The following is a 23,297-nucleotide window of genomic DNA, read 5'->3' as shown; positions in this document are numbered from 1 at the left end:
ATGTACCATCGCGCGTTGGAAGTTCACTTCAAAACGGCTGGTGCAGTGCCTCAAGCGTCAACAAATCACAACGCAGCGGCTGGCGTCACGCCTGGCTGACGTGGCAGCAGGCGCCGTGCGGCGGGTCCGCTCACATGCCGGTGCAGCGCGCCGCCGAGCAGCGTGCAGACGACGAGCGCGGGCACGTAGACGAGGAAGCTCCAGCGCATGTCGTCGCCCGCGAGCGCACGATACGCTGGCGTCACGGCCAGCACGACGAACATGTGACTGAGGTAAATCTCGTAACTCCAGCGGCCCATTTGCGTGAGCCAGCCGAAGCCGCGCGGTACCGCGCGCGTGGCGCCATGTGCGGCGGCGAGCCACAGCGCCGCACTCAGACACAGCAGCAACATGACGTGGTCGTGCAGGCGCGGCCACAACACGTCGTTGAAAAAAACGACGGCAAGCAACCCCGCCACGCCTAGCGCGCCAAGGCCTCGGGCAACACCGCGCGGGAGCGTCACACGTTGCATCAGCAATGCCGTGAGCACGCCCCACGCAATCGCCGCCATGCCCGGAAGATATGCCTTCTCCTGCCAGATCTCATTGCCCGCCAGCGCCGCGCGCGTCCACGGTAACGAGACGGCAAGCGCCACGAGCGCGAGCACGCGCCATGGGCCGCGCAGCAACAGACAGAGCAATGGGAACGCCAGATAGAAGCACTCTTCGATGGAGAGAGACCAGAGCACGTCCCATCCGCCCGGCAACCAGTTCGTGCGGCCTTCGTACCAGTTGAGGGTCATCGTGAGCGCCGACGTCAGGGCACCGGCGAGCGACTGCCCCGGCTTGTTGATCACGAACGTCGGCACGCCGAGCAGGTGCATCACCGAGAGCACGCTCAGCAGCAAAAGCAGTAACGGGAAGATGCGAACGGCGCGCAGCGCGTAGAAGTGACGCCAGCGCATGGCGTCGAGGGAACCGTAGCGTTCCAGCGAACGACGCGTAATCACAAAACCGGAAATCACGAAGAAGACAAACACGGCTTCGTAACCGTTGAAACTGATGCCCTTGACGATGCGCTCGGGCAACACATCGCCCAACAAACTCGGGCCGAGCGGCAGACGAAACTTCAGGGCGAGGTGGTGAACGACCACGAACAGGATGGACAAGCCGCGCAGCAGGTCGATGCCATCGTTGCGCGCGCGCAGCGCAGGCGCTTGCGCCGGGGGTAAAGCCATGAGAACTCCGGAAGGTGTGCGGGGGGTCACACCGCAGACATCGTACTATGCCGTTGTCCCGGTGACACCCCATCGAATTCGACGGGGTCACCGGGGGCATATCGCGCCGCCACATGACAATTTGGTTTCGTCACGGCGGCACGCGTAAGATAGCGCTTTCGCCCGGAGCGCCCTGCTCCCGGGCCGTCATTCCGCAGTCATGTCTAACTTCTGGATCACCATTACCGATTTCGGTAGCGCTGCCGTCACGGTGCCGCTGGCCGCCGCCCTCATCCTCTGGTTGCTCTGCGCACGCGCGTGGCACGCCGCCTTCGCCTGGATTGCGCTGTTTGGCGCGGGCTCGCTCGTCGTAGCCGTCTCGAAGGTCATGTTCCTCGGCTGGGGGCTTGGCGTTCGCGAAATCGATTTCACCGGCGTGAGCGGCCATACGTTTTTTGCCGCGACCGTCTATCCGGTCATTGCGTGGCTACTGCTGAGCAAGCTGCCATGGCCGTGGCGGGTACTCGGCACGTTGCTCGCGGCTGCCGGGAGCGTGGCCGTGGGCGTCTCACGGGTGGCGCTGTCGGCGCATTCGGTCTCGGAGTCGATTGCGGGCTGTGTCGTCGGCTTCTCGGTCTGTGCGGCATTCGCGTGGTACACGCGCGGCGACGATGCGCCTAATCTGAAGACGCTGCCCATGGGCGCGAGTCTGTTCATGCTCATGATGTGGCTGCACGGCGAGAGTGTGCCGACGCAACGCTGGATCACCGACATCGCGCTCATCATGTCGGGCCGCGAACAGCCCTTCAAACGCTATAGCTGGCTGGCCCACAAGCCCTTGCCCGCACCGGCGACACCGGTGACACCGATGACGCCCGCGCTTCCCACGCCGAGCCCTGCCTCAGTGCGTTAGGCAGTCGCTGCGCGCGGGCGCAACTTGTCGTAGATCAGAGTAGTCATACGTGGCGTGCGTTATATTCAGTGAAACGCACGACCCACGTCGTGCGACCGAACGGAGTCCGCCATGCCTGCTCGCAGTGACAAGACGTCCCGCTCCACGACTTCCCGATCCAGCAAGCCCCGTACCACGGCGGAAGTGCCGCCGCCACCGGCTTCATCCACCGCGTCGAGGTCTCGCGGTGCGCCGAAGACGGCCAACCCACCAACGCGTCGGACGATGCCCAGTGGGACGACTGTCGGTCCCTCGGTGACGCACAAGGCGACGCCAGCGACGCCCGATTCGAAGCCATCGGAAGCGCCCTCGTCCCCCTCGGCCCCGCCACTCACGACGTTCACAGATCATCTCGATCGCGCCGCAATAGCGACGACTGCCCGTTTCACCGGCAACGTCTCGCCCGCCGCCGTCGCCCTGGCATGGGCCGACTGGGCAATGCACGCGGCGACCGCGCCCGGCCATCAGTTGAACGTGTTCAAAGCGTTCGCCGCCATCGACAAGCCCGCAAGCACCGATGCGACGAACGTCAATGGTCCCCGCGAGGCCGACCGGCGCTTTCGCGATCCGTCATGGGACAAGCCGCCGTTCTCCTGGTGGCGGGAGCGATTCCTGCGCACGCAGGCATTCGTCGACGAGATGACCGGCGACATTCCCGGTGTCGACCCGCACCATCGGGATGTCGTACGGTTCATGGCGCGGCAGTGGCTCGACGTCTTTTCACCCAGCAATCAGTGGTGGGCGAACCCCGAAGTGCTCTCGTCGATTCGCGAGACGCAAGGTCAGAACCTCGTTAAAGGTGCACAACGCTGGTGGTCGGATCTGCGCGATATGGCGGCAGGCAACGCCCCCGGCGCAGGCCCCGAGGCGTGCAAGGCGTTTCGCGTCGGACACGAAATCGCCGCCACGCCGGGCAAGGTCGTCTACCGAAACGCTTTCTTCGAACTTCTGCAATATGCGCCTGCGCAGGCGCAGACCTGGCGTGAACCCATACTGATCGCGCCGTCGTGGCTGCTGAAGTACTACATCCTCGATCTGGAAACGCAACATTCGCTGGTGGCCTATCTGGTATCGCAAGGCCATAGCGTCTTCATGATTTCCTGGCACAACCCCGGTCCGGAAGATCGTGACGGGGGTCTCGAAGACTATCTGGAGTCGGGCCTGCTGACCGCCCTGCGCGAAGTGCGTCGCATGACCGGCGACGTGCCCGTGCACGCCTGCGGCTATTGTCTCGGGGGCACCCTGCTCGCCATCGCTGCGGCGACGCTCGCGCGTCAATCGGGCGCCGCCGGCCCGTCAGGGCAAACAACGCGCAAAGTGGACGATGTCGGCACGCTCGCCAGCGTCACTTTGCTCGCCGCGCAAACGGACTTCAGCGAGCCGGGAGAGTTGGGCCTGTTCATCGACGCGAGTCAGGTCGCGTATCTCGAAGCGATGATGTGGCGGCAAGGATTCATCGGTGGAGAGCAACTTGCAGGTACCTTCCAGTTGCTCAATTCGCGCGACCTGATCTGGTCGCGTCTCATGCACGACTACCTGCTCGGCGAAGCGGCACAGACGACCGACTTCACCGTCTGGAATGCCGACACCACCCGCATTCCGGCACGCCTGCACAGTCAATGTCTGCGCGAACTGTATTTAAACAACGCGCTGGCGACCGGCACACTCAAAATCGGTGGTCAACCGGTGGCACTCTCGGATATTCGCGTACCGATGTTCGTCGTGGCGACCGAGCGCGATCACATTTCGCCGTGGCGCTCGGTCTACAAAATGCACCTGCTGAACCACGGCGATCTGACATTCGCGCTCGTCTCGGGCGGGCACAACGTGGGGGTGGTGTGCGAGCCGGGACACGCACGCAGCCATCACCGGATCGCCACGCGCGTGGCCGGTTCGGCCTATCGCGATCCGGATGAATGGTTCGGCGCGACACCCGCTATGCAAAGCTCATGGTGGCCAGCATGGCAGGCGTGGCTGCTGGCGCAAGGCAAGCACGGGGGCGGCGACAAACCCGTCGCAGCCCCCTGGCCGCCGGCGACTTCGCTCGGCGACGCGCCCGGTGCTTACGTGCTCGAACGCTGAGCGTGGCTGCCGCCGCGCTTGGGCGGCACGCGACCGTTAAGCGGCGACTGCTGCGAAACCGCGGCTTCGGTCGCCTGGACGGCCTCCGTCGACATGCGACGCCACGCGTCCATCGTGCCCTGCGTCGCCTCGTTGAACGCCTGGAACCACTTCTGCAACGGCGCCTCGGCCGCTTGCGTTGCTGCACCGGCGGCCGTGCCCGCACCGATCAGATCGGGCAGCGTCATTGCGCCCGCCATGCCGTGCTGCAGCTCCTCGCCAGTCTTGCGGCAATGCTCCGCCCACAGCAACTGGTTGTTCGCACACACGGCCAGCCACTCGCGCCAGAACTCGTTCTGCTGAGCGATCTGGCCATTGAGCAGTTGCAGATGGGCCGTCAGCAGGCCGTTGAAGTCTTTCGCGCCGCCCAGCGATTTGGCGGCTTCCGAATGGGCTTTGAGCAACTCGCCGTCGCGCTCGACTTGCAACTGATGCGTGCGTTGCGCGGCTTCAAGCAGAATCCCGTAAGCACCCAGCGCGCTCGCCGTACCCAGTTTGACCAGCGCCAGTGCCGGATTCGTTTCCTTTGACATCGTCAATCTCCTAAGTCAGTAGTTTTGATGCGTCGCTGCACGTCACTCCATATGCATGCCGCCGTTGATGGCGAGGTTACTGCCGGTGATGAAACCTGCGTCGTCCGACACAAGAAAGGCGACGAGCGCAGCCACTTCGTCGGGACGACCGAGTCGGCCGACCGGAATCTGCGGAAGAATGCGCGATTCGAGCACGTCTTGCGGCACGGCCGTGACCATCTTCGTCGCGAGATAGCCCGGCGAGATCGTGTTGACCGTCACGCCCGATTTGGCGACTTCCAGCGCGAGCGACTTGGTGAAGCCATGCATACCTGCTTTGGCCGCCGCATAGTTTGCCTGGCCGAATGCCCCGCGACTGCCATTGACTGAGGAGATGTTGACGATGCGTCCCCAGCCACGCGCGACCATGCCGCCAAAAAGCGGCCGGGTCATATTGAAAACGCTATCCAGATCCGTGCGCAATACCGACTGCCAGTCTTCGGCCGTCATCTTGCGCATCGTGGCATCGCGCGTAATCCCCGCATTGTTGATGAGAATGTCCACCGGACCGGAGTCCGATTCGACGGTCTTTGCACAAGCCTCGCAGGACGCGAAGTCGGCAACGTCGACACGATATGCGGCGAAGTCGCGGCCGGTTGCGCGCATGCGCTCGACCCATCCTTCGCAATCGTGATTTTGGGGTGAACAGGTGACCGCAACGCGGTATCCGGCATCGGCAAGACGCAGGCTGATCGCCTCGCCCAAACCGCCCATGCCGCCTGTCACCAATGCTGTTCGTGTTGTCATGGCTATCCGTCTCTGGTTAACGTCTATCGTTAAACTTCGGATACATCCAGCATAGTCGCGAACGACCGACTTGCTGTGGCAATCGACACCCCGGCAAAGACTTCGCTTGACCCTGGTCAAGCCGCAGCAACACTCGGCACCGTCAGCATCGAAAAGCGCGCTGCCGGCATCGACCTCCTGTGCTGCTCTTGTTGTGAACTGCCGGGTGTCAACGCCGCGATGTCGCCAGTCATTGCAACTGGCCCGAGTGCGACTCGATGCGCGTGACAACGTTCCTCGGTTGTGACAATTTGTCCCGGAGAGTAGCCTTTCTGACATGCGCGCCAGCATGCGTCGTCACCGCGTCGATTGCATGCAATATGACGATCTGCTGGCACCTCATTCGCGTACGCTCTTGCGGGTACGCCTGTCAGGCATCGTACTCCAAAATAATTTGTTGGTTGGTCATTCGCACCTCGTCAACAACAATCCAATGGCCCGCCCCTATCGATAGTCACAGGGGTATGCGTCGAGCCCCTTCGTGGCCGTTGCAGCGCACCGGCAATCCATATATCATCGCCCGTAGATTTTTTCCTGATCGCGCGAAGACGACCGTCCTCGGGGCGGACACCATCATTGCGATCACGTCGTTGAAGTCGTCGTAACTCGTTGTTTTTCTTACCCGAATTCCTATTTTGTGGGTCACGAGCGCATGATGCCCTTTCTGCCCGATACTGCGGATAACGCCCCCCGACGCCGGCTCGTGCTGGCTGTCGCCATCACCACGATTGCCGCCGCCGCGTTAGCTGCCTGCTCACGCAAGGCGCCGCCGGAGCCGCCGCCGCGACCGGTCGTCGCCGTCGCCGCGAAGCTCACCGAACAAACGCCGATTGCATCGCTGCCCGCGCAGATCGAAGCGCGTTACACCACGCCGTTGTCGTTCCGCGTGGCAGGCAAGATCGTCGATCGCTCGGTGCGCCTTGGCGACGCCGTCAAGGCGGGTCAGGTCGTCGCCAGACTCGACCCCGCCGACTTGTCGAAGAATGCCGCCAGCGCGCGTGCGCAGCTCGACGCCGCGCAGCATCAACTCGATTACGCGACGCAAACGGTCAACCGCGACCGCGCGCAGGCGCGCGAGAACCTGATCGCCCCCGCGCAGCTCGAACAGTCCGAGAACGCGTATGCCAGCGCCCTCGCGCAGCGCAATCAGGCCACGCAACAGGCAGCCCTCGCCGGTGACCAGTTGAGCTACGGCAATCTCAAGGCGGACCGCGACGGCGTCATCACCGCGGAGCAAGCCGACACCGGACAGAACGTCAGCGCCGGTCAACCGGTATATCAGCTGGCCTGGACGGGTGACGTCGATGTGATTGCCGACGTCCCCGAAGTCGCGCTCGGCGCGTTCCGCATCGGACAGACGGCCACGGTTTCTCTCCCCGCGATTCCTGGCAAGACGTGGCAGGCACGCGTGCGCGAAATTTCGCCCGCTGCCGATCCAATGAGCCGCACGTATCGCGCGAAGCTTTCGCTGCTGTCGCCAGGCAACGAAGTCAAACTCGGCATGACGGCCAACGTCGCCTTCGCCCAGCCGCTTCCGACAGGCGCTGCCCCCGTGGCGAATGCGTCGGCACCGGCGGCGGCATCCGGCGCGACGGCCGCCACCGCGCAACCGATCACCCTGCCCTCTACCGCACTCTTCCACGATGGCAATCAACCTGCCGTATGGGTCGTCAAGCAGGACGACACGCTCGCTCTGCGCCGTGTAACGATCGTTCGCTATGGCGAGCGCACCGTCACGGTCGCGGGGGGCATCGAGCCCGGCGAGCGCATCGTCTGGCAAGGCGTGCACACCGTGACCGCCGGCCAGAAAGTGCGCGTGGTCGCGCCGCTGCATCCTGAGGACTTCGCGTCATGAGCACGCTGGACGGGAAGCCGCCCGTACCCCAGGATCCGCAAACGGGTCCAGCCGCCCCCACCGATGCACCGAAGGACTATCGTCACGAGGAGGGGCATTTCAACCTCTCCGCGTGGGCGCTTCGTCACAAGTCGCTCGTGATCTTCCTGATCGCGATGGCGACGATCTTCGGCATTCTGGCCTACTCGCGTCTCGCGCAATCGGAGGATCCGCCGTTCACCTTCCGCGTGATGGTGATTCGCACGTTCTGGCCGGGCGCGACCGCCAAGCAGGTGCAGGAGCAAGTCACCGACCGCATCGCACGCAAGCTTCAGGAGATGCCCAACATCGACTTCCAGCGCAGCTATTCGCGCCCCGGCGAGTCCCTGTTGTTCTTCTCGATGAAGGATTCCGCGCCGCCCAACGAGGTACCCGAAGAGTGGTATCAGGTTCGCAAAAAGGTGGGCGACATCGCCTACACGCTGCCACAAGGCGTGCAGGGACCGTTCTTTAACGACGAGTTCGGCGACGTCTACACGCACATCTTCACACTCGAAGGCGATGGCTTCGGCCCCGCCCAGTTGCGTGACTACGCCGACGCGTTACGCACCGTGCTGTTGCGCGTGCCCGGCGTGGCAAAGGTCGATTACTTCGGCGATCAGGATCAGCGCATCTACGTCGAAATCAGCAACACGCAACTCACGCGCCTCGGCATTTCGCCGAATCAGATCGCGCAGGCCGTCAACGGGCAGAACGCCGTCTCACCGGCAGGCACCATCGAAGCGCCTAACGATCGCGTGGTCGTGCGCCCGAGCGGCCAGTACCGCAACGTCGCCGAACTCGCCGACACGCTCATCCGCGTGAACAATCGCACGTTCCGTCTCGGTGACATTGCGACGATCAAGCGTGGCTATGTCGATCCGCCCGTCTCGGAAATGCGCTTTGGCGGCAAGCCGGTGCTCGGCATCGGTATCACGATGCAAAAGGGACAGGACGTCATTCACCTCGGCAAAGCGCTCGAGAACACCATGGGCGAGTTGCGCGCGCAGTTGCCTGCCGGGTTGAAGCTGACGGAAGTCGCGAGCATGTCGCAGTCCGTGTCGCACTCGGTCGACGACTTCCTCGAAGCCGTGGCCGAAGCCGTCGCTATCGTGCTGGTCGTGAGCCTCGTCTCGCTCGGCTTCCGCACGGGCATGGTGGTGGTGATTTCGATTCCGGTCGTGCTCGCCGTCACGTCGCTGTTCATGTACATCTTCGACATCGGGCTGCACAAAGTCTCGCTCGGCACGCTGATTCTCGCGCTCGGTTTGTTGGTGGACGATGCGATCATCGCCGTCGAAATGATGGCGGTGAAGCTCGCGCAGGGCTGGGATCGCAAGCGCGCCGCCGCGTTCGCGTACACCAGCACCGCGTTCCCGATGCTCACCGGCACGCTCGTGACTGTCTCCGGCTTCCTGCCGATCGCGCTCGCCAAGTCGAGCACCGGCGAATACACCCGCTCGATCTTCGAAGTCTCGGCGATTGCCCTGCTCGCGTCGTGGCTCGCAGCCGTGGTGCTCATTCCGCTGCTCGGCTACAAGATGCTCCCGGAGCGCCCGCGCGAAGCGCATCATGGCGACGATCACGAGCACGAGGTCTACGACACGAAGTTCTACAACCGTCTGCGCGGCTGGCTCACGTGGTGCATCGAGCGCAAGTTCATCGTGCTCGTCATCACCGTCGTGCTGTTCCTGATCGCAATGGCAGGCTTCTCGCTCGTGCCGCAGCAGTTCTTCCCAAGTTCCGACCGGCCTGAACTGATGGTGGACTTGCGCCTGCAGGAAGGCGCGTCGTATCAGGCCACGCTGCGCGAGACGGAGCGCCTCGAAAAGCTGCTCGAAGGCCGCAAGGAGATCGATCACACGGTGAGCTTCGTGGGCACCGGTGCGCCCCGCTTCTATCTGCCACTCGACCAGCAACTGCCCACGCCGAACTTCGCGCAGCTCGTGATCACCGCCAAGTCGGTGGAAGAGCGCGAGGCGCTCGCGCAGTGGCTCGAACCGAAGCTGCGCGAGAGCATGCCGGGCGTGCGCACCCGTCTGTCACGCCTTGAGAACGGGCCGCCGGTCGGCTTCCCGGTGCAGTTCCGCGTGAGCGGCGACGACATCGGCACGGTGCGTAAGATCTCCGAGCAAGTGGCGGACGTAATGCGCAACAACGGCGATACCGTCGACGTCCAGTTCGACTGGGACGAGCCGTCGCAACGCTCGGTACGCTTCGAAGTGGATCAGCAGAAAGCGCGTGCGTTGAACGTCAGTTCGTCGGACATCGCGAACTTCATCGCCATGACGCTCACGGGCTACGACATCAGTCAGTACCGCGAACGCGACAAGCTGATCTCGATCACGCTGCGCTCGCCGAAGGCCGAACGCGTGGACCCGGCGAAGCTCGCAACGCTGGCCATGCCCACGCCCAACGGCCCGGTGCCACTCGCCACACTCGGCCGTGTGGTGGACGAACTGGAATACGGCGTGATCTGGGAGCGCGATCGTCAGCCGACCATCACCGTGCGCTCCGACGTGCGTGCAGGCAAGCAAGGCATCGACGTGACCGAAGCCGTCTACAAGAAGCTCGGCGATATTCGCAAGGCGCTGCCTGTCGGCTATCGCATCGAGATCGGCGGATCGGTCGAAGAGTCGGGTAAGGGTCAGGCGTCGATCAACGCGCAAATGCCGATCATGGTGATCGCGGTGCTCACGCTGCTGATGATTCAGTTGCAGAGCTTCGCGCGCACCATGCTGGTGGTGCTGACCGCGCCGCTCGGCATGATCGGGGTCGTCGCAACACTGCTGCTGTTTGGCAAACCGTTCGGTTTCGTCGCGATGCTCGGTGTGATCGCCATGTTCGGGATCATCATGCGTAACTCGGTGATTCTGGTCGACCAGATCGAACAGGACGTCTCGGCCGGACACCCGCGCTTCGACGCCATCGTCAGTGCGACAGTGCGACGCTTCCGTCCGATTACGCTCACCGCTGCTGCCGCCGTGCTTGCCCTGATTCCGCTGCTGCGCAGTAACTTCTTCGGACCGATGGCGACGGCGCTCATGGGCGGCATCACCAGCGCGACCATTCTTACCGTGTTCTTCCTGCCAGCGTTGTATGCGACGGCGTTCCGTGTGCGTCACGACGAACGTGCCGATCATCCGTCGCGGGCATCGTCCGGCAGTCCGCAAGGAGACCGCTCATGACTTCGCGCATCGTTTCGCGCGCCCTGCGGTGCGCCCCGCTCGTCCCCATGATCTGGCTGAGCGCCTGCTCATTCACGCCAGGCGACAAACCGCCCGCAATGCCGTCGCCGTCGCACTACGGCGCGAACGCCCTGCCCGAGCGCACGGTCACGGCGCAGGGGGCTTCGCAACGCTTCGACGTGGGCGCACCGCCGGTGAAGGCCTGGTGGCAAGCCTACGAGTCGGACAAACTCAACGCACTGGTCGACGAAGGCCTGCGCAACAGTCCGAATCTGGCGACGTCCGACCATGCACTGCAAGCAGCGCGCGAGCAATTGAAGGCGCAGATCGGCTCGTCGCTGTTCCCTTCCATCGACCTTGGTGGGGAAGTGGCCCGCGAGCGCAATCTCGGCATTCCGAACATCCGTCCGCCAACGGCGCTGTACAACATGTTCGTCGGACAGATTCAGGCGCGCTATACGTTCGACTTCTTCGGAGCGTCGCGCTTCGCCAATGCGTCGCTCGCCGCGCAAGTCGATCAGCAGGCCTTCCAGCTGGAATCGGCGCGTCAGGCGCTCGCGGCGAACATCGTCTCCGGTGCGATTGGCGCGTCGGTGCTCGGCGCACAGGTCAAGGCGACCGAGCGACTGGTCGAACTGGCGCAGGCGGATGCCACCGATATGGCCCGGCGCGAAGCGCTCGGCGCGGTGTCGCGTGCCGATGCGCTGGCGTCTGCCCAGAATGCCGAATCGCTGGCCGCGTCGCTACCGGGGTTGCGTGCGCAGTGGCAATCGACGCGCCATGCGCTCGCCGTCCTGCTCGGCCGTACGCCCGATCAGGCGCCGGACGATCTGGCGCTCGGAGAGCTGAAGGTGCCGCGCACCGTGCCGGTGGTCGTGCCCTCGACGCTGCTGCAATCGCGCCCCGACATTCAGGCGGCGGAGATGGCGCTCAAGGCGGCTTCGGCGGAGGTGGGCGTGGCGACCGCGCAGATGTTCCCGAGCTTGTCGCTCAGTGCATCGATGGGCAAAGGCGGCTTCAACTGGCCGACGGTGATGTCCAACGCCGGGTCGCTGTGGAGCATCGCGGCATCGATCTCGCAGCCGATCTTCCACGGCGGCGCATTGCTTGCGCAGCGTCGCGCGGCACAGGCGACGTACGAGGCGGCCGTCGAACAGTACAAGCAGACCGTGCTGACGGCGTTCAAGAACGTGGCGGACACGCTGGCGTCGCTCGAAGCCGACAATACGTCGCTGTTGCACGCAGACAGCGCCAGTGCGGCCGCCGAGCAGATCTATCGCGATACGGCGGCACGGGTGCGTCTGGGGGCTTTGCCGGTGTCGTCCGCACGCGGGCGCGAACAGCAGTATTGGAACGCCTACCTGACGACGGTGCGTGCAACCGGTGCGCGTTTGTCGGATACTGCGCTACTGTTTTACGCGATGGGCGTGCCGCCCGAGCCCGCCGACGCCGCCCCGGCGCAAGCCCCGGCTGCGGCACAACCGGCCCCGTCGCAAGACGTAGCCAGACGATGACCACCCGAACCACGACCCGGGGCCGACGCCCCAAACACCTCCCCGATGGCCGCGCCGCCTTGCTCGACGCGGCCATCGACGCCTTCTCGCACCTCGGCTACGACGGCGCTAACCTGCGCGGTATCGCTGCGGCCGCCAAGGTCGACGCGAGTCTTGTGCGCGTGCACTTCGGCTCGAAGGAACAGCTATGGCGCGCTTGCGTCGATACGCTCGAAGCCGCGCTGGCCGCGCCCGTCGAAATGCTCCGTGCGATTTCGGTCGACGAAACGCGCCCGGTCAGAGACCGCCTTCGCGACGCCATCGGGCTCATCGCGGCCTACGCGGTGCAGCACCCCGAACACAAGTGCTTCATTTCGCTGCATGCGTCCGAGACGGGCGAGCGTGGCGCGATTCTCTATCGCCACCTCCTCGAACCCGTCTACAACTGCATGGAAAAGCTCATCGTGGAGGGGATGGCCGCAGGTGTGATTCGCGCCGAGCATCCCGCGATGTATTTCTGCGTACTCGCCCATGCGCTGCATCCGCCCCCCGGCTCGCCGGTGCTCATGCAGGTCATTGCGCCTGAGGTCGGCGGTGAGGCGTTCGGGCCGGCGTTGCTCAAGCAGGTCGAGATGGTCTTCTTCACGCCGCCACGAGCGGACGAATGAACCGACGGTCGAATATTGATGCGGTGCCCGCCGGTGTCGTCATCTGCAGCGCACACCTATCGCTATCGCGCTAGTGCGACATCGATGCGCCGGGCGGCATCACCCCTGCCTGCGGGGTATCGGCACCTGTGCCCAACACCACACCGCGCCGCTCGCGTCCAAAGTAGATCATGACGGCGATCACCACCGCGACCGTCCCGGCCACAAGCGCCATCGCCAGTCCGAAGTTGCCGTCGTGCGCCTTCGCGATGGTCGTCTGCAAATTCCCGTTGACCGACGCGAACAGATTGCCCAGCTGGTAGACAAGCCCCGGGAACGTGGCGCGAATTTCGTCGGGAGACAGCTCATTGAGGTGCGCAGGAATCACGCCCCATGCCCCCTGCACCGAAATCTGCATGAGGAACGCACCGATCGCCAGCAGCACCGCACCGCTGGAAAACGCCCACAACGGCAGCACCGGTAGCGCGATCAGCGACGCAATGATGATGGCCCGGCGGCGTCCGATCTTCTCCGAAATCGCACCGAAGAACAGACCGCCAATGATGGCGCCAATGTTGTACGTAATGGCGATCCAGCTCACCGTGTGAGTATCGAACTTATGCTGCACTTGCAGGAAGGTCGGATACAGATCTTGTGTGCCATGAGAGAAGAAGTTAAAGGCTGTCATCAACACGATGGCGTACAACGCCAGCTTCCAGTCGCGCGACAGCACCTGCATGAAGTTGGCGCGTGGCGCAGCACGGGTCGTCTTGCCCTTGCGCCAGGCGGGCGACTCGGGCACGTGCCGTCGGATGTAGAGCACAAGCAACGCCGGAAGCACGCCGACGAAGAACATACCGCGCCAGCCGATGCTGTCGTAGAAGAGCCCATAGACGACTGACGCCAGCAGATACCCGCTCGGATATCCCGCCTGCAACAGCCCGGAGACAATGCCGCGCGAGTGCGTCGGCACGCTCTCCATCGTGAGCGCCGCACCCACCCCCCATTCGCCGCCCATCGCGATACCAAAGAGCGCGCGCAGGATCAGCAGGACGGTGAGACTTGGCGCAAAGCCGGAGGCCAGCTCAAGCAACGCGTACAGCAGCACGCTTGCCATCATGGCCGGGCGGCGTCCGACTTTGTCGCCCAGTCGACCGAAGACGAACGCGCCGACCGGGCGCATCGCCAGCGTGAGCAACAGCGCGAACGCCACGCTGCCCAGCTCGGTATTGAACTCCTTTGCGATGTCCTTGAGCACGAACACCATCAGAAAGAAATCGAACGCGTCGAGCGTCCACCCAAGATAGCTTGCCGTTACCACATGCTTCTGTTCTCTGGTCCAGGCCATGGTGTCCCTCCATCGGCGGCAATGTTGCGCGACGAAATCACTCTACGCCTGAAAACCGACCATCATGCAAGCGAGTCCAAGACCGGCCCACAGCCCGCATGGATGCTCGAACACCGCGGAACGAAAAGGGTTCCGACGGGGGTTTTGCCTGACCAAACCCGTGTGCCGGGCAAGCGAAAAGCGCGGCTTCCGCCCGCTGCGCGACTTGCTGCACCATGTGCCCGGATGCGCCAGATCGAGAGACACAAGCGCCATCTGACGGTATCCGAGACGCTTTGACGGCGCCGATGCATTACACTGGCGGCCAAATTCACTCGCTTTGTTCAAGCTTCCTACGCCTCCAACTCCATGTCCGAAGCCACCTCCACCACCGTCATTCTCGGCGCCGGTCAAGCCGGCGGCGAAACCGCCCTCGCGCTGCGTCAGCTCGGCTACACCGGCCGCATCGTGCTCGCTGGCAACGAAACGCATCTGCCGTATCGCCGTCCGCCCCTCTCGAAAGCATTCCTCGCCGGTCAGGCCGACGAAGCCAGTCTGCTGATCCGCCCGGCCGACGCCTATGAGAAAGCCGAGATCGACGTGCGCCTCGGCGTGAGCGCAACTGCCATCGACCGCACGGCGCGCACCGTCTCGTTCGACGACGGCCAGACGCTCGGTTACGACCACCTTGTGCTTGCGCTCGGCGGCCGTGTGCGTCCCCTGCCGATTCCCGGCGGCGACGCGTCCAACGTCTACTACCTGCGCAACATCGCCGACGCGCAGCGCCTGCGTGAAGCGCTCGCGCCGGGCAAGCGTGTTGTGGTCGTCGGGGGCGGTTACATCGGTCTGGAAGTGGCGGCGAGCGCCGTCAAGGCAGGCGCTTCGGTGACGGTGCTCGAAGCTGCCCCGCGTCTGCTCGCCCGCGTGGCCGAAGCAGATCTCGCAGGCTTCTTCGCAACGCTACACCGCGAGAACGGTGTGGACGTTCAGGTGGGCGTGGGCGTCACCGCCCTCGAACAGGATGCCGCAGGCAATGTGGTGGCCGTGGTGGCCGGTGAGAAGCGTCTGGAAGCGGACGTGGTCGTCGTCGGCATCGGTCTGATCCCGAACGTCGAACTCGCGCAAGCCGCCGGTCTGAGCGTGGACAACGGCATCGTCGTCGACCAATTCGCCCGCACCAGCGATCCGGCGATTCTTGCCGTGGGCGATTGCGCCCATCACGAACACCCGGCACTCGGTCGTCGCATCCGGCTGGAATCGGTACCGAGCGCCAGCGAAATGGCAAAGGTTGCCGCCAGCGTGGTGCATGGCGACGCACCGAAGGCCGTCGCAACTGCCCCGTGGTTCTGGTCGGATCAGTTCAACGCGAAGTTGCAGATGGTCGGCATGACCGATGGCCACGACGCCGTGATCGAACGCCGTTTGCCCGATGCACAGGGCGCCGCCGTCTTCATGCTGTTCTATCTGCGCGATGGCGCGATCGTGGCCGCTGCGAGCATCAACCGCGCGCAGGAATTCATGACGGCGCGTGAACTCGTCGGCCGCCGTGCGGTGGTCGATCCGGCGCGTCTTGCCGATGCCGCCACGCCGCTCAAGACGTTGCTGACTGAGCTCGGCTAATTGCGTCGAAACTTGCCATCGACCGCGCGCCGTCAGCCTTATTTGGCGGATGGCGCGTGTGCAGGCAACAGCAGCACCGGACGGCCCGCATGACGGGCCGTATCTTCGGCCACGCTGCCTAGCGTAAAGCGCCGAAATCCACGTCGCCCGTGCGTACCGAGCACGATCAGGTCGACGTCGGCATCGCGCCCCGCAGCGATGATCTGATCCGCCACGCCCTCACCCACCGGCTGAATTTCCCGCATCTCGATTTCGCCCGGTACTTCCGCCTCTTTCATGCGCTTGTGCGCCCAGATTCGCACCTGTTCGGCCACGGCGCGCACGGCATCGAGCAACGGCTCCGGATCGAAACCTGCGAGGAACGGTCCCGGCAGGTCGAGCACGTGCACCACCCGCAGCGACGCGCCATGCGTGCGCGCGAGCGCCAACGCATATTCGAAGGCGAGCCGCGACGTCTCGCTGTCGTCGAGCGCGACGAGAATACGTTCGTAATGGCCGCCCGCACGCAGCGGCTGATGCGGGCGCGCCTCGCCCGCCACGAGCATCACCGGCACTTCCGCGCTGCGCAGGATCTGTTCCGCGACGCTGCCGAGCATCGCGCGGCGCACGCCACTGCGCCCGTGCGTCCCGACGACGATGATGTCCGCCGCCCACTCGATGGCTTCGCGCGTCATCGCTTCGGGCACGGTTTCGCCCGTCGTGCGCAAGTCGAGCAAATGCGCCTGCGCGTCGAAGCCTTCTTCGCGCAAGTACAGCACCGCCCGTGCGAGATGTTCTTCGCCTTCGCGCTGCATGTCGCGACGCACCTGTTCCAGATCGATGAGTTTGCCGAAGGCGGCCGTCAGCAGATTGACGGGGTCTTCCACGGTGTGAATGACGCGAATCGCGTCACCGTGACGCGCAAAGGCAGCAGCCTCGCGCAATGCGCGGCGTGACGACTCGCTACCGTCGGTCGCCAGCAGAATGCGTTTTGTCATGAGCAGCCTCGCGTTGAGAGTCGAAGGATTGCCATGCGCGTGTCCAGCCATCCCGATGTTTCATCTGACGAACCTTGCACGACGCTTCCACTATACCGCTCGATAGGGCGCGAAGGCCACCCTCCGTGCACCGTTCACGGCCGGATTGGGCAGTGGACTTCGCTTCCTTTGACGCAACGCAAAAACGCCACAGGCCCGACATAGCGGACCTGTGGCGTCAGAGTGCGACGAAGCGTGCGGCGGCGGCTCAGCGTGCGGCGTCGCCCCAGCGATAAGCGTGCGACGCGTCGTCGAGCTTTGCCTTGAGCTCCGGCGGCAGCGTGTAGTCGATGGTGCCCAGCGTCTCGGTCAGTTGCTCGACACGGCTTGCGCCGATGATCGCCGAGGTCACGGTCGGGTTCGCCAGCACCCACGCGAGGGACAGACGCGTGAGCGACTCGCCTGCGTCCTTCGCAATGCCCTTGAGCGCTTCGATGGTCTCGAATTCGCGCTCATGCCAGTAGCGTTGCTGGTACATCGCGCCTGCCTTGCCCACCGTGGCCGACGTGAAGCGGCCTTCGGTCGGCGCCGCATCGTGGCGGTACTTGCCGGTCAGCAGTCCGCCTGCGAGGGGGTTGTAGGGGATGACAGCCAGCCCTTCTTCGCTCGCCAGCGGCAGCAGTTCCCGTTCGATCTGACGGAACAGCAGGTTGTAGCGCGGCTGGACCGACACGAAACGCGCGACACGCAGTACGTCGGCGCGGCCCAACGCACGTGCCAGACGATACGCGAGGTAGTTCGACACGCCGACGTAACGGGCCTTGCCCGACTTCACGATGGTGTCGAGCGCTTCGAGCGTTTCGTCGATGGGCGTGTCGGTGTCGTCCGAATGCAGTTGATACAGGTCGACGTAATCGGTGCCGATGCGGTTGAGCGACGCGTCGATGGCGCTCAGCAAGTGCTTGCGCGACGCCCCCTTGTCCCACGGCGACGGCCCCATCTGCCCGCACGCCTTCGTCGCCACAATGAACTGATCGCGACGGCCTTTGAGCCAGCGACCCACCACTTCTTCGGTACGGCCGACGAGCGAATTGTCGGCCCCCAGCGGATAGACGTCGGCGAGATCGATGAAGTTGACGCCCGCCTCTGCGGTGCGGTCGAGAATGGCGTGGCTCGCGGCTTCTTCGGTTTGCAGACCGAACGTCATGGTGCCCAGGCACAGGCGGGAAACGGTCAGGCCGGTGCGGCCGAATTTCGTGTATTGCACGGTAACTCCCGGAGGTTTCGAATCAGTCAGCGTGGCGGACAAGGTGCACAGTATGCGCGATTCCGGGAAAACGCGTGCGCCGCCCAACGCTCACGCGACGCGCGCGCTTCGTGCACTATTCCAGCGACTTCAGATCGAGCCAGACGCCATCCGCGCCGCGGATCATCATCTTGCCGCCGTACTTCATGACGGTCGTCTGCTCGTTGGCCGATACAAAGGCCGTCTGCGGCAGATCGTTGGCGTACTGCGCCAGATCCGGCGTGCCCGCAAACGGGTTGTTGGCGATCAGATGCGAGATGAGCGTCATCATCGCCAGATAGCTCGTGGGTGTGGAGATCGTCACCGGCGTGCCGTGCGACGCGGCGGCCCCGTCGCCGAAGCCGACGAGCTTCACCGCCACAGGCACGTGCGTAATCTCAGGCAGCGGGATCTCACGCATGCCGGAGATCTGCAGCTTGCTTCCGCGTAGTGCTGCGCCGTGCTCCGGCACGAATACGACGACCGCCTTACGTCCCGACTTCGCAATGGTGTCGATGAACTGACCGAAGTCGTCGAACATCGTCTTCGCGCGCAACGGATAGCTCTGCACGCTGCTGAGCTTCGAGCCTTCCAGACGGTTGCCGTCGTGCAGTGAGATCGTGTTGTAGTAAAGCGCCACGCGCTTGTCCGGCATGGCCGTGCGCTGCTTCCACCACGATTGCAGCACGTCGCCGTCCGAGCGGATCGGCGTCTCGTCGAACGCGCGCATCGCCACGCGGGTACGCGTGTTGTCGAAGGGCGTGACGCCCTGCACGTTGAAGTTCTGCTGCACTTCCTGCATGAAGTTGTCGAAGTGACCGTCGTGGTTCATTGCGAGCGTCGGCGTGAAACCGAGGTTCTTCAGATCGCTCATGACATAGCACTGCGGGCCTGCCGGGTCGTACAGCGCCTTGTGCTCCGGCTGCCCGCAACCGGCACGCAGCACGCGAATTGCCGCCGGGCCGCTATAGCTGGCAGCCGAGTTGAAGTTCTTGAAGATGAAATCGAACTTCGCGAGCAACGGCAGGTTATCGAGGTTGTCGACATCGAGGTCGTCCTGCGCGAGCGAGCAGATGTGAAGGAAGATGATGTCGTAGTCCGGACCTGCCCCCGCCTGCGCGGGCAACGAGACGGAACGGGTGAGTTCGCGCGAATAGAAGCTGTTAAGCGCTGCGTTCGGGTTCGCACCTGGCGGCACCTCGCCGTCGCCCGTCAGGAATTCGCTGCCGCCGCTGGCGGCACCTGCTGCGGGTGCCCCCGTCGCGGCACCCGAAGCCAGGGCCGTCTTATCGCCCTGCGCGGCCACGACCGGCGCGACGGAGACAAGCGTGCCGACACGCAGCACCCCCGGCACGATCAGCAACGCCAGCAGGACGAACGTCGTCACGCGCACCCAGCGATTCACGATCCAGTAAGCCAGCACCATGATCGCGAGCAGCAACCAGTCGCGCGCCGGCACGAACCGGCCGAGCAGTTCGACGATGTATGAGAAGCGGAACTGCAGAAGCGCGGGCAATTGTTCGATGAAGCGTCCGAACGGCGGCAAATTCGAGTCGTAGTAAAGCAGCGCCGCACCGAGCGGGATGGCGATGACCTGCCGCGCGATACGCGCCCAGCGCGGGCGCAGCCGCACCACGAGGAACAGCGCGAAGACGAAGTTCGGCAGCACGTGAAAGCCGAGGATGCCCGCCCACAGCAGCAGCAGCTTCAGAATGAAATAGAGGTTCCAGATACCCATCGTATGGTTTCCTTGGTCTCAGGCACGTGTGTCGGGCGTATCGGGCGTATCGGGCACATCGCGCCACGCTTGCCGTGCTCCACGCAGACTATTCTGCCAGCGCGTTACCAGCTTGCTCAGGAGGTAATTGGCCAGCACCTGATAGCCTCGCAGCCCCATCGCCAGCATCTCGAACAACGCCTTGATCGGTTCGTCGCGCGTGCGCTCGGCGTCCCAGTCGCGCCACGCGTCCGCGCGCCCGAACGTGAACTGCACGAGATGTTTGTCCTGCTCGGCCGTGAGTGGCATGAACGCGAGGAAGAGCTGGTTGCCGCGCGCACCGACGACACTCACAGGGAAGCCGTACTCGGTCGCGCCCCGTGCGAGCGCCACGTGCGCCTCGGTGCCCACGGCCGGATCGATTGCGACCGGCAGCACCAGCGCCAGCCCACCGCCCGAGAAGTCGCGAGTGTGACAGGCTACGGTGCGGCCGTCCGGCAGATAAAGCGTGGCGGGCATGCGCATCGACACCCGGTGTGTGCGCCGCACCTGCTTCACTTCCGTCGCCACGGCCACCGCCGCCCCCAACACGGCGAGGTTGAACGTCACCCAGAGCAGGTTGAACACCAGCGCTCCCGACTCGTGTGCAGGGCCGTAGAAGTAGCGCAGAATGCCCGCCAGAAAACCCGCGACATTAAAGCCGAGCAGCACCAGATAAGGCTTCGAGATGCTCCAGTCGAAGAAACTCTGTTCGATCAGCCCGCCCTTCGCGGTCACGTTGAATTTGCCGTAGCGCGGGTTGATGAACGCGACGGTCGTCGGCAGCGCGACGTACCAGGCCAGCACCGCTTCGTAGACATCCGACCAGAACGAGTGCCGGTACTTGCCCTGAATGCGCGAGTTGGCGATATTCGCGTGCGCAATGTGCGGCAGCACGTAAGCGCAAATGCTTAACGCCGCTGCCTGCACGATATGCAGCCCGAAGAACAGATAGCAGATCGGCGCGAGCAGGAAGATGATGCGCGGAATGCCGTAGAAGAAGTGCAGCATGCCGTTCGCGTAGCAGATGCGCTGACCGATCTTCAGGCCCCGGCCGAACAGCGGATTGTCGACGCGGAAGATCTGCGCCATGCCGCGCGCCCAGCGAATGCGCTGCCCGACGTGTCCTGACAGCGATTCCGTCGCCAGACCTGCGGCCTGAACGACCTTGAGGTAGACCGTATTCCAGCCGCGACGGTGCATCTTGAGCGCCGTATGCGCGTCCTCCGTCACCGTCTCGACGGCCACGCCCCCAACCTCGTCGAGCGCCGTGCGACGCAACACCGCACAGGAACCGCAGAAGAACGAGGCGTTCCAGAAGTCGTTGCCGTCCTGCACGACCCCGTAGAACAGACGCCCTTCGTTCGGCACCGCACCACGTGTGGCGAGGTTGCGCTCGAACGGGTCGTCGGAGAAGAAGTGGTGAGGCGTCTGCACGAGCGAGCAACGTTCGTCCTTGAGGAACGAGCCCATCGTCGTTTGCAGGAACGAGCGCACGGGAATGTGATCGCAGTCGAAGATCGCGATGAACTCGCCCTGTGTCTTGCCGAGCGCATGGTTGATGTTGCCCGCCTTCGCGTGACGATTGTCGGGGCGCGTCATGTAATGCACCCCGGCTTGCGCCGCGAACTCGCGCATCTCCGGACGGCGTCCGTCGTCGAGCAGATAGATATTGAGCTTCTCGGGCGGCCAGTCGATGCCGCACGCGGCATACACGGTCGGGCGCACCACATCCAGCCCTTCGTTGTAGGTCGGAATGTAGACGTCGACGGTCGGCCATTCACGGGTGTCCGGCGGCAGCGGCGTGATACGGCGATGCAGCGGCCAGATCGTCTGGATGTAACCGAACAGCAGAATCATCCACGTATACATTTCGGCGGCGACGAGTGTGTAGCCGACGGCGGCTTCCGCCACGGTATCGAACGCGAGCGACTGCGTGAGACGCCACCACACGTAACGCACCGTCGACGTGAGCGACAGGCCGATCAGCACCAGCACCGAGTACTGGCTGTCGAGACGACGGAACACCAGCGCTAGCGTGAGCGTGCAGATCGAGAACAGCAACTGCGAGAACGGATCGAACGGCGTGGTGACGATCCAGAACACGCCGAACAACCCCAGCAATGCAACGATGGTCGACGTCACGCGCCATTGCATGACCTTTTCCAGCTTCCGGTCGAAGCGATGCGCGAGTTCGGCGGGCGTGTCGGGCGGAATGCCGAAGAGTGTCTGCACGAGCCACAGACGCAGCCGTTCGTTGCCCCGTCGGAACGCGAGCCACGCGGTATAGGGAGGAAATGCCGGACGCCGATCGCTGCGACGCCACAGCATTGCACCGACAACGTGCCAGAAGCCCGCATCGGCTGGCACGTCGAGCCGTTGCGTCAACCGTTCGTTAAGCCATGCGAAGGCCCGGCCCGGGTAGTCGGGACGACCGGAGCGCGCCGGTTGAAACACTGCGCGCAGCCACCAGTCGCGCCATTCGTCCAGTTGACGGACATCGAGTCGCACGGCCAGACGCGCCACTACATGGTCCGACATCTGCGAGATCCACCATCGGTGCTGCGGCGAGCGCACGGTCGCGGCCAGCATCCACTGCATGACGCCCGGCGGACGCCCGTCCGGGCGATGCGGCACGACCAGACGCACCGCGAGAATATCGCGTCCGAGCCGATAGAGGGAGCGCAGCGCGTCGCTGATCATCGGCGCGTGCCTCCCTTGGCGGCGCCCTCACTCCCATCCCCCACCTCCGTTGCGCGCTGCAACCACGCTTCGAGATGAACGAAGTCGAGCGCGGCCTGCGAGCCGTTGCCCGCTTTGGCCAGCGTCACACCGTTCGCCGCCGCCATGCCGACGGCGATATCGCGATGGATGCGCACCGGGACCACGGCGTCGCCACCACGTCCCTGAATCAGATTCAGCAGATCGTTGTTGAGCGACGAATTGGCTGCCGCCACGTTCGGCACGATCTGCACGCGACCGTCGCACGCGGCCATCAGATCCGGTTGCGTCACGTAACCGGCCGTCGTGACGGGCACCACGCCCAGCACCAGATCGGCCGCCGCAACGGCGGCCAGTGCGATGGCATCGGGTAGGCGCTGGGTGTCGATCAGGACACGCGCGCCTTCGGGCAAGCCGACGGCCGTCAACTGACGACGCAATCCGCCCACATCGCCCTGCAGCCATTGCGCCATCGCAGATAGATTGCCGACACTCGTGCGGCCCGAGGGCAGCAACGGGACCCCGGCGGGCGTGTCGCGTAATACCGCGCGCCAGCCGTCCGGCGCCACGCCGGACGACAGCACGCCCGTCTCACAGGTCTCACGCAACCCGAGCAGCGCACCGATCGCGTTCTGCGCATCAAGTTCAAGCACGGCGACCGGCTGTCCGGCATGGGCGAGTTGCGCGGCGAGATGCGCCGTCACGGTGCTTCGCCCCGCGCCGCCTGCGGTAGAAACGATGGCGATGAGTGTCAGCATGCACCCTCCCCGGCCGGGATCACAGGCCGAACGACATCGTTTGTCA

17 protein-coding genes are annotated in these 23,297 nt (G+C 64.4%); 7 read left to right on the top strand and 10 right to left on the bottom strand.

The features are described 5' to 3' along the window. Positions 1-65: 65 nt before the first annotated feature. Positions 66-1,217 carry an acyltransferase family protein gene (locus NA29_RS10850; RefSeq protein ID WP_052252830.1) on the bottom strand — a complete coding sequence of 384 codons (1,152 nt, stop codon included), beginning with the start codon at positions 1,215-1,217 and terminating at the stop codon, positions 66-68. 199 nt (positions 1,218-1,416) lie between these two features. On the opposite strand from NA29_RS10850, the gene NA29_RS10845 reads away from it, so the two are divergent. Next, positions 1,417-2,109, top strand: coding sequence for a phosphatase PAP2 family protein (locus tag NA29_RS10845; protein ID WP_039398104.1), 693 nt, complete (start codon positions 1,417-1,419; stop codon positions 2,107-2,109). A 65-nt stretch (positions 2,110-2,174) separates the two neighbouring features. Here the strand turns inward: NA29_RS10845 and NA29_RS26040 are convergent, their stop codons facing one another. Then, positions 2,175-2,492, bottom strand: coding sequence for a hypothetical protein (locus NA29_RS26040; RefSeq protein ID WP_167370880.1), 318 nt, complete (start codon positions 2,490-2,492; stop codon positions 2,175-2,177). Between NA29_RS26040 and NA29_RS10835 the strand changes: the two genes are divergently transcribed. Further along, positions 2,374-4,230 carry a PHA/PHB synthase family protein gene (locus tag NA29_RS10835; RefSeq protein ID WP_084103640.1) on the top strand — a complete coding sequence of 619 codons (1,857 nt, stop codon included), beginning with the start codon at positions 2,374-2,376 and terminating at the stop codon, positions 4,228-4,230. The two genes, NA29_RS26040 and NA29_RS10835, sit on opposite strands and share 119 nt — an antisense overlap. Here the strand turns inward: NA29_RS10835 and NA29_RS10830 are convergent. Together NA29_RS10830 and phbB are read right to left on the bottom strand one after the other, a co-directional pair. Next, positions 4,212-4,802, bottom strand: coding sequence for a hypothetical protein (locus NA29_RS10830; RefSeq protein ID WP_039398100.1), 591 nt, complete (start codon positions 4,800-4,802; stop codon positions 4,212-4,214). The genes NA29_RS10835 and NA29_RS10830 overlap by 19 nt on opposite strands. 42 nt (positions 4,803-4,844) lie before the next feature. Next, positions 4,845-5,588, bottom strand: a complete 744-nt coding sequence (gene phbB, locus NA29_RS10825) for an acetoacetyl-CoA reductase (RefSeq protein WP_052252829.1) — start codon at positions 5,586-5,588, stop codon at positions 4,845-4,847. 694 nt (positions 5,589-6,282) lie between these two features. Between phbB and NA29_RS10820 the strand changes: the two genes are divergently transcribed. From NA29_RS10820 to NA29_RS10805, 4 genes are read left to right on the top strand one after another with little or no spacing between them, the layout of a single operon-like run. Further along, on the top strand, positions 6,283-7,482 hold the full coding sequence (locus NA29_RS10820) for an efflux RND transporter periplasmic adaptor subunit (protein ID WP_052253239.1): 1,200 nt from the start codon (positions 6,283-6,285) through the stop codon (positions 7,480-7,482). Further along, positions 7,479-10,688: an efflux RND transporter permease subunit gene (locus tag NA29_RS10815; protein ID WP_039398095.1), complete on the top strand. Its 3,210-nt coding sequence runs from the start codon at positions 7,479-7,481 to the stop codon at positions 10,686-10,688. Before NA29_RS10820 ends, NA29_RS10815 begins: the two co-directional genes overlap by 4 nt. After that, positions 10,685-12,202, top strand: coding sequence for an efflux transporter outer membrane subunit (locus NA29_RS10810; RefSeq protein ID WP_039398093.1), 1,518 nt, complete (start codon positions 10,685-10,687; stop codon positions 12,200-12,202). Before NA29_RS10815 ends, NA29_RS10810 begins: the two co-directional genes overlap by 4 nt. Further along, positions 12,199-12,849, top strand: coding sequence for a TetR/AcrR family transcriptional regulator (locus NA29_RS10805; RefSeq protein ID WP_072633253.1), 651 nt, complete (start codon positions 12,199-12,201; stop codon positions 12,847-12,849). The genes NA29_RS10810 and NA29_RS10805 overlap by 4 nt, the downstream gene beginning before the upstream one ends. A 70-nt stretch (positions 12,850-12,919) precedes the next feature. Here the strand turns inward: NA29_RS10805 and NA29_RS10800 are convergent, their stop codons facing one another. Next, positions 12,920-14,176 (bottom strand): MFS transporter, encoded by a 1,257-nt coding sequence (locus NA29_RS10800; RefSeq protein ID WP_084103638.1) that lies wholly within the window; start codon positions 14,174-14,176, stop codon positions 12,920-12,922. 348 nt (positions 14,177-14,524) lie between these two features. Between NA29_RS10800 and NA29_RS10795 the strand changes: the two genes are divergently transcribed. After that, entirely contained in the window at positions 14,525-15,775 is a 1,251-nt protein-coding gene (locus NA29_RS10795; RefSeq protein ID WP_039398091.1) for an NAD(P)/FAD-dependent oxidoreductase, read from the top strand. A 38-nt stretch (positions 15,776-15,813) separates the two neighbouring features. On the opposite strand, the gene NA29_RS10790 is transcribed toward NA29_RS10795, so the two are convergent. The 5 genes from NA29_RS10790 to NA29_RS10770 all read right to left on the bottom strand — a co-directional run bounded on the left by NA29_RS10790 (position 15,814) and on the right by NA29_RS10770 (position 23,251). After that, complete coding sequence (locus NA29_RS10790) at positions 15,814-16,752, bottom strand: universal stress protein (RefSeq protein WP_039398089.1); 939 nt, start codon at positions 16,750-16,752, stop codon at positions 15,814-15,816. A gap of 247 nt (positions 16,753-16,999) precedes the next feature. Beyond that, a complete protein-coding gene (locus NA29_RS10785) occupies positions 17,000-17,998 on the bottom strand; it encodes an aldo/keto reductase (protein WP_039398087.1) in 999 nt (332 codons plus the stop codon). Positions 17,999-18,113: 115 nt separating this feature from the next. Continuing rightward, positions 18,114-19,754, bottom strand: coding sequence for a cellulose biosynthesis protein BcsG (bcsG, locus tag NA29_RS10780; RefSeq protein ID WP_039398085.1), 1,641 nt, complete (start codon positions 19,752-19,754; stop codon positions 18,114-18,116). Between the two features lie 18 nt (positions 19,755-19,772). After that, the gene (gene bcsA / locus NA29_RS10775) at positions 19,773-22,475 is read right to left on the bottom strand and encodes a UDP-forming cellulose synthase catalytic subunit (RefSeq protein WP_052252827.1); all 2,703 of its coding nucleotides are present in this window, start codon (positions 22,473-22,475) and stop codon (positions 19,773-19,775) included. Next, a complete protein-coding gene (locus tag NA29_RS10770; protein ID WP_039398083.1) occupies positions 22,472-23,251 on the bottom strand; it encodes a cellulose synthase operon protein YhjQ/BcsQ in 780 nt (259 codons plus the stop codon). The genes bcsA and NA29_RS10770 overlap by 4 nt, the downstream gene beginning before the upstream one ends. Positions 23,252-23,297: the final 46 nt, after the last annotated feature.

This window comes from Pandoraea sputorum, from assembly GCF_000814845.2.
Classification (GTDB): domain Bacteria; phylum Pseudomonadota; class Gammaproteobacteria; order Burkholderiales; family Burkholderiaceae; genus Pandoraea; species Pandoraea sputorum.
Note: the sequence above shows the minus strand (reverse complement) of the source record. Positions and strands in the feature narration are given on the sequence as shown.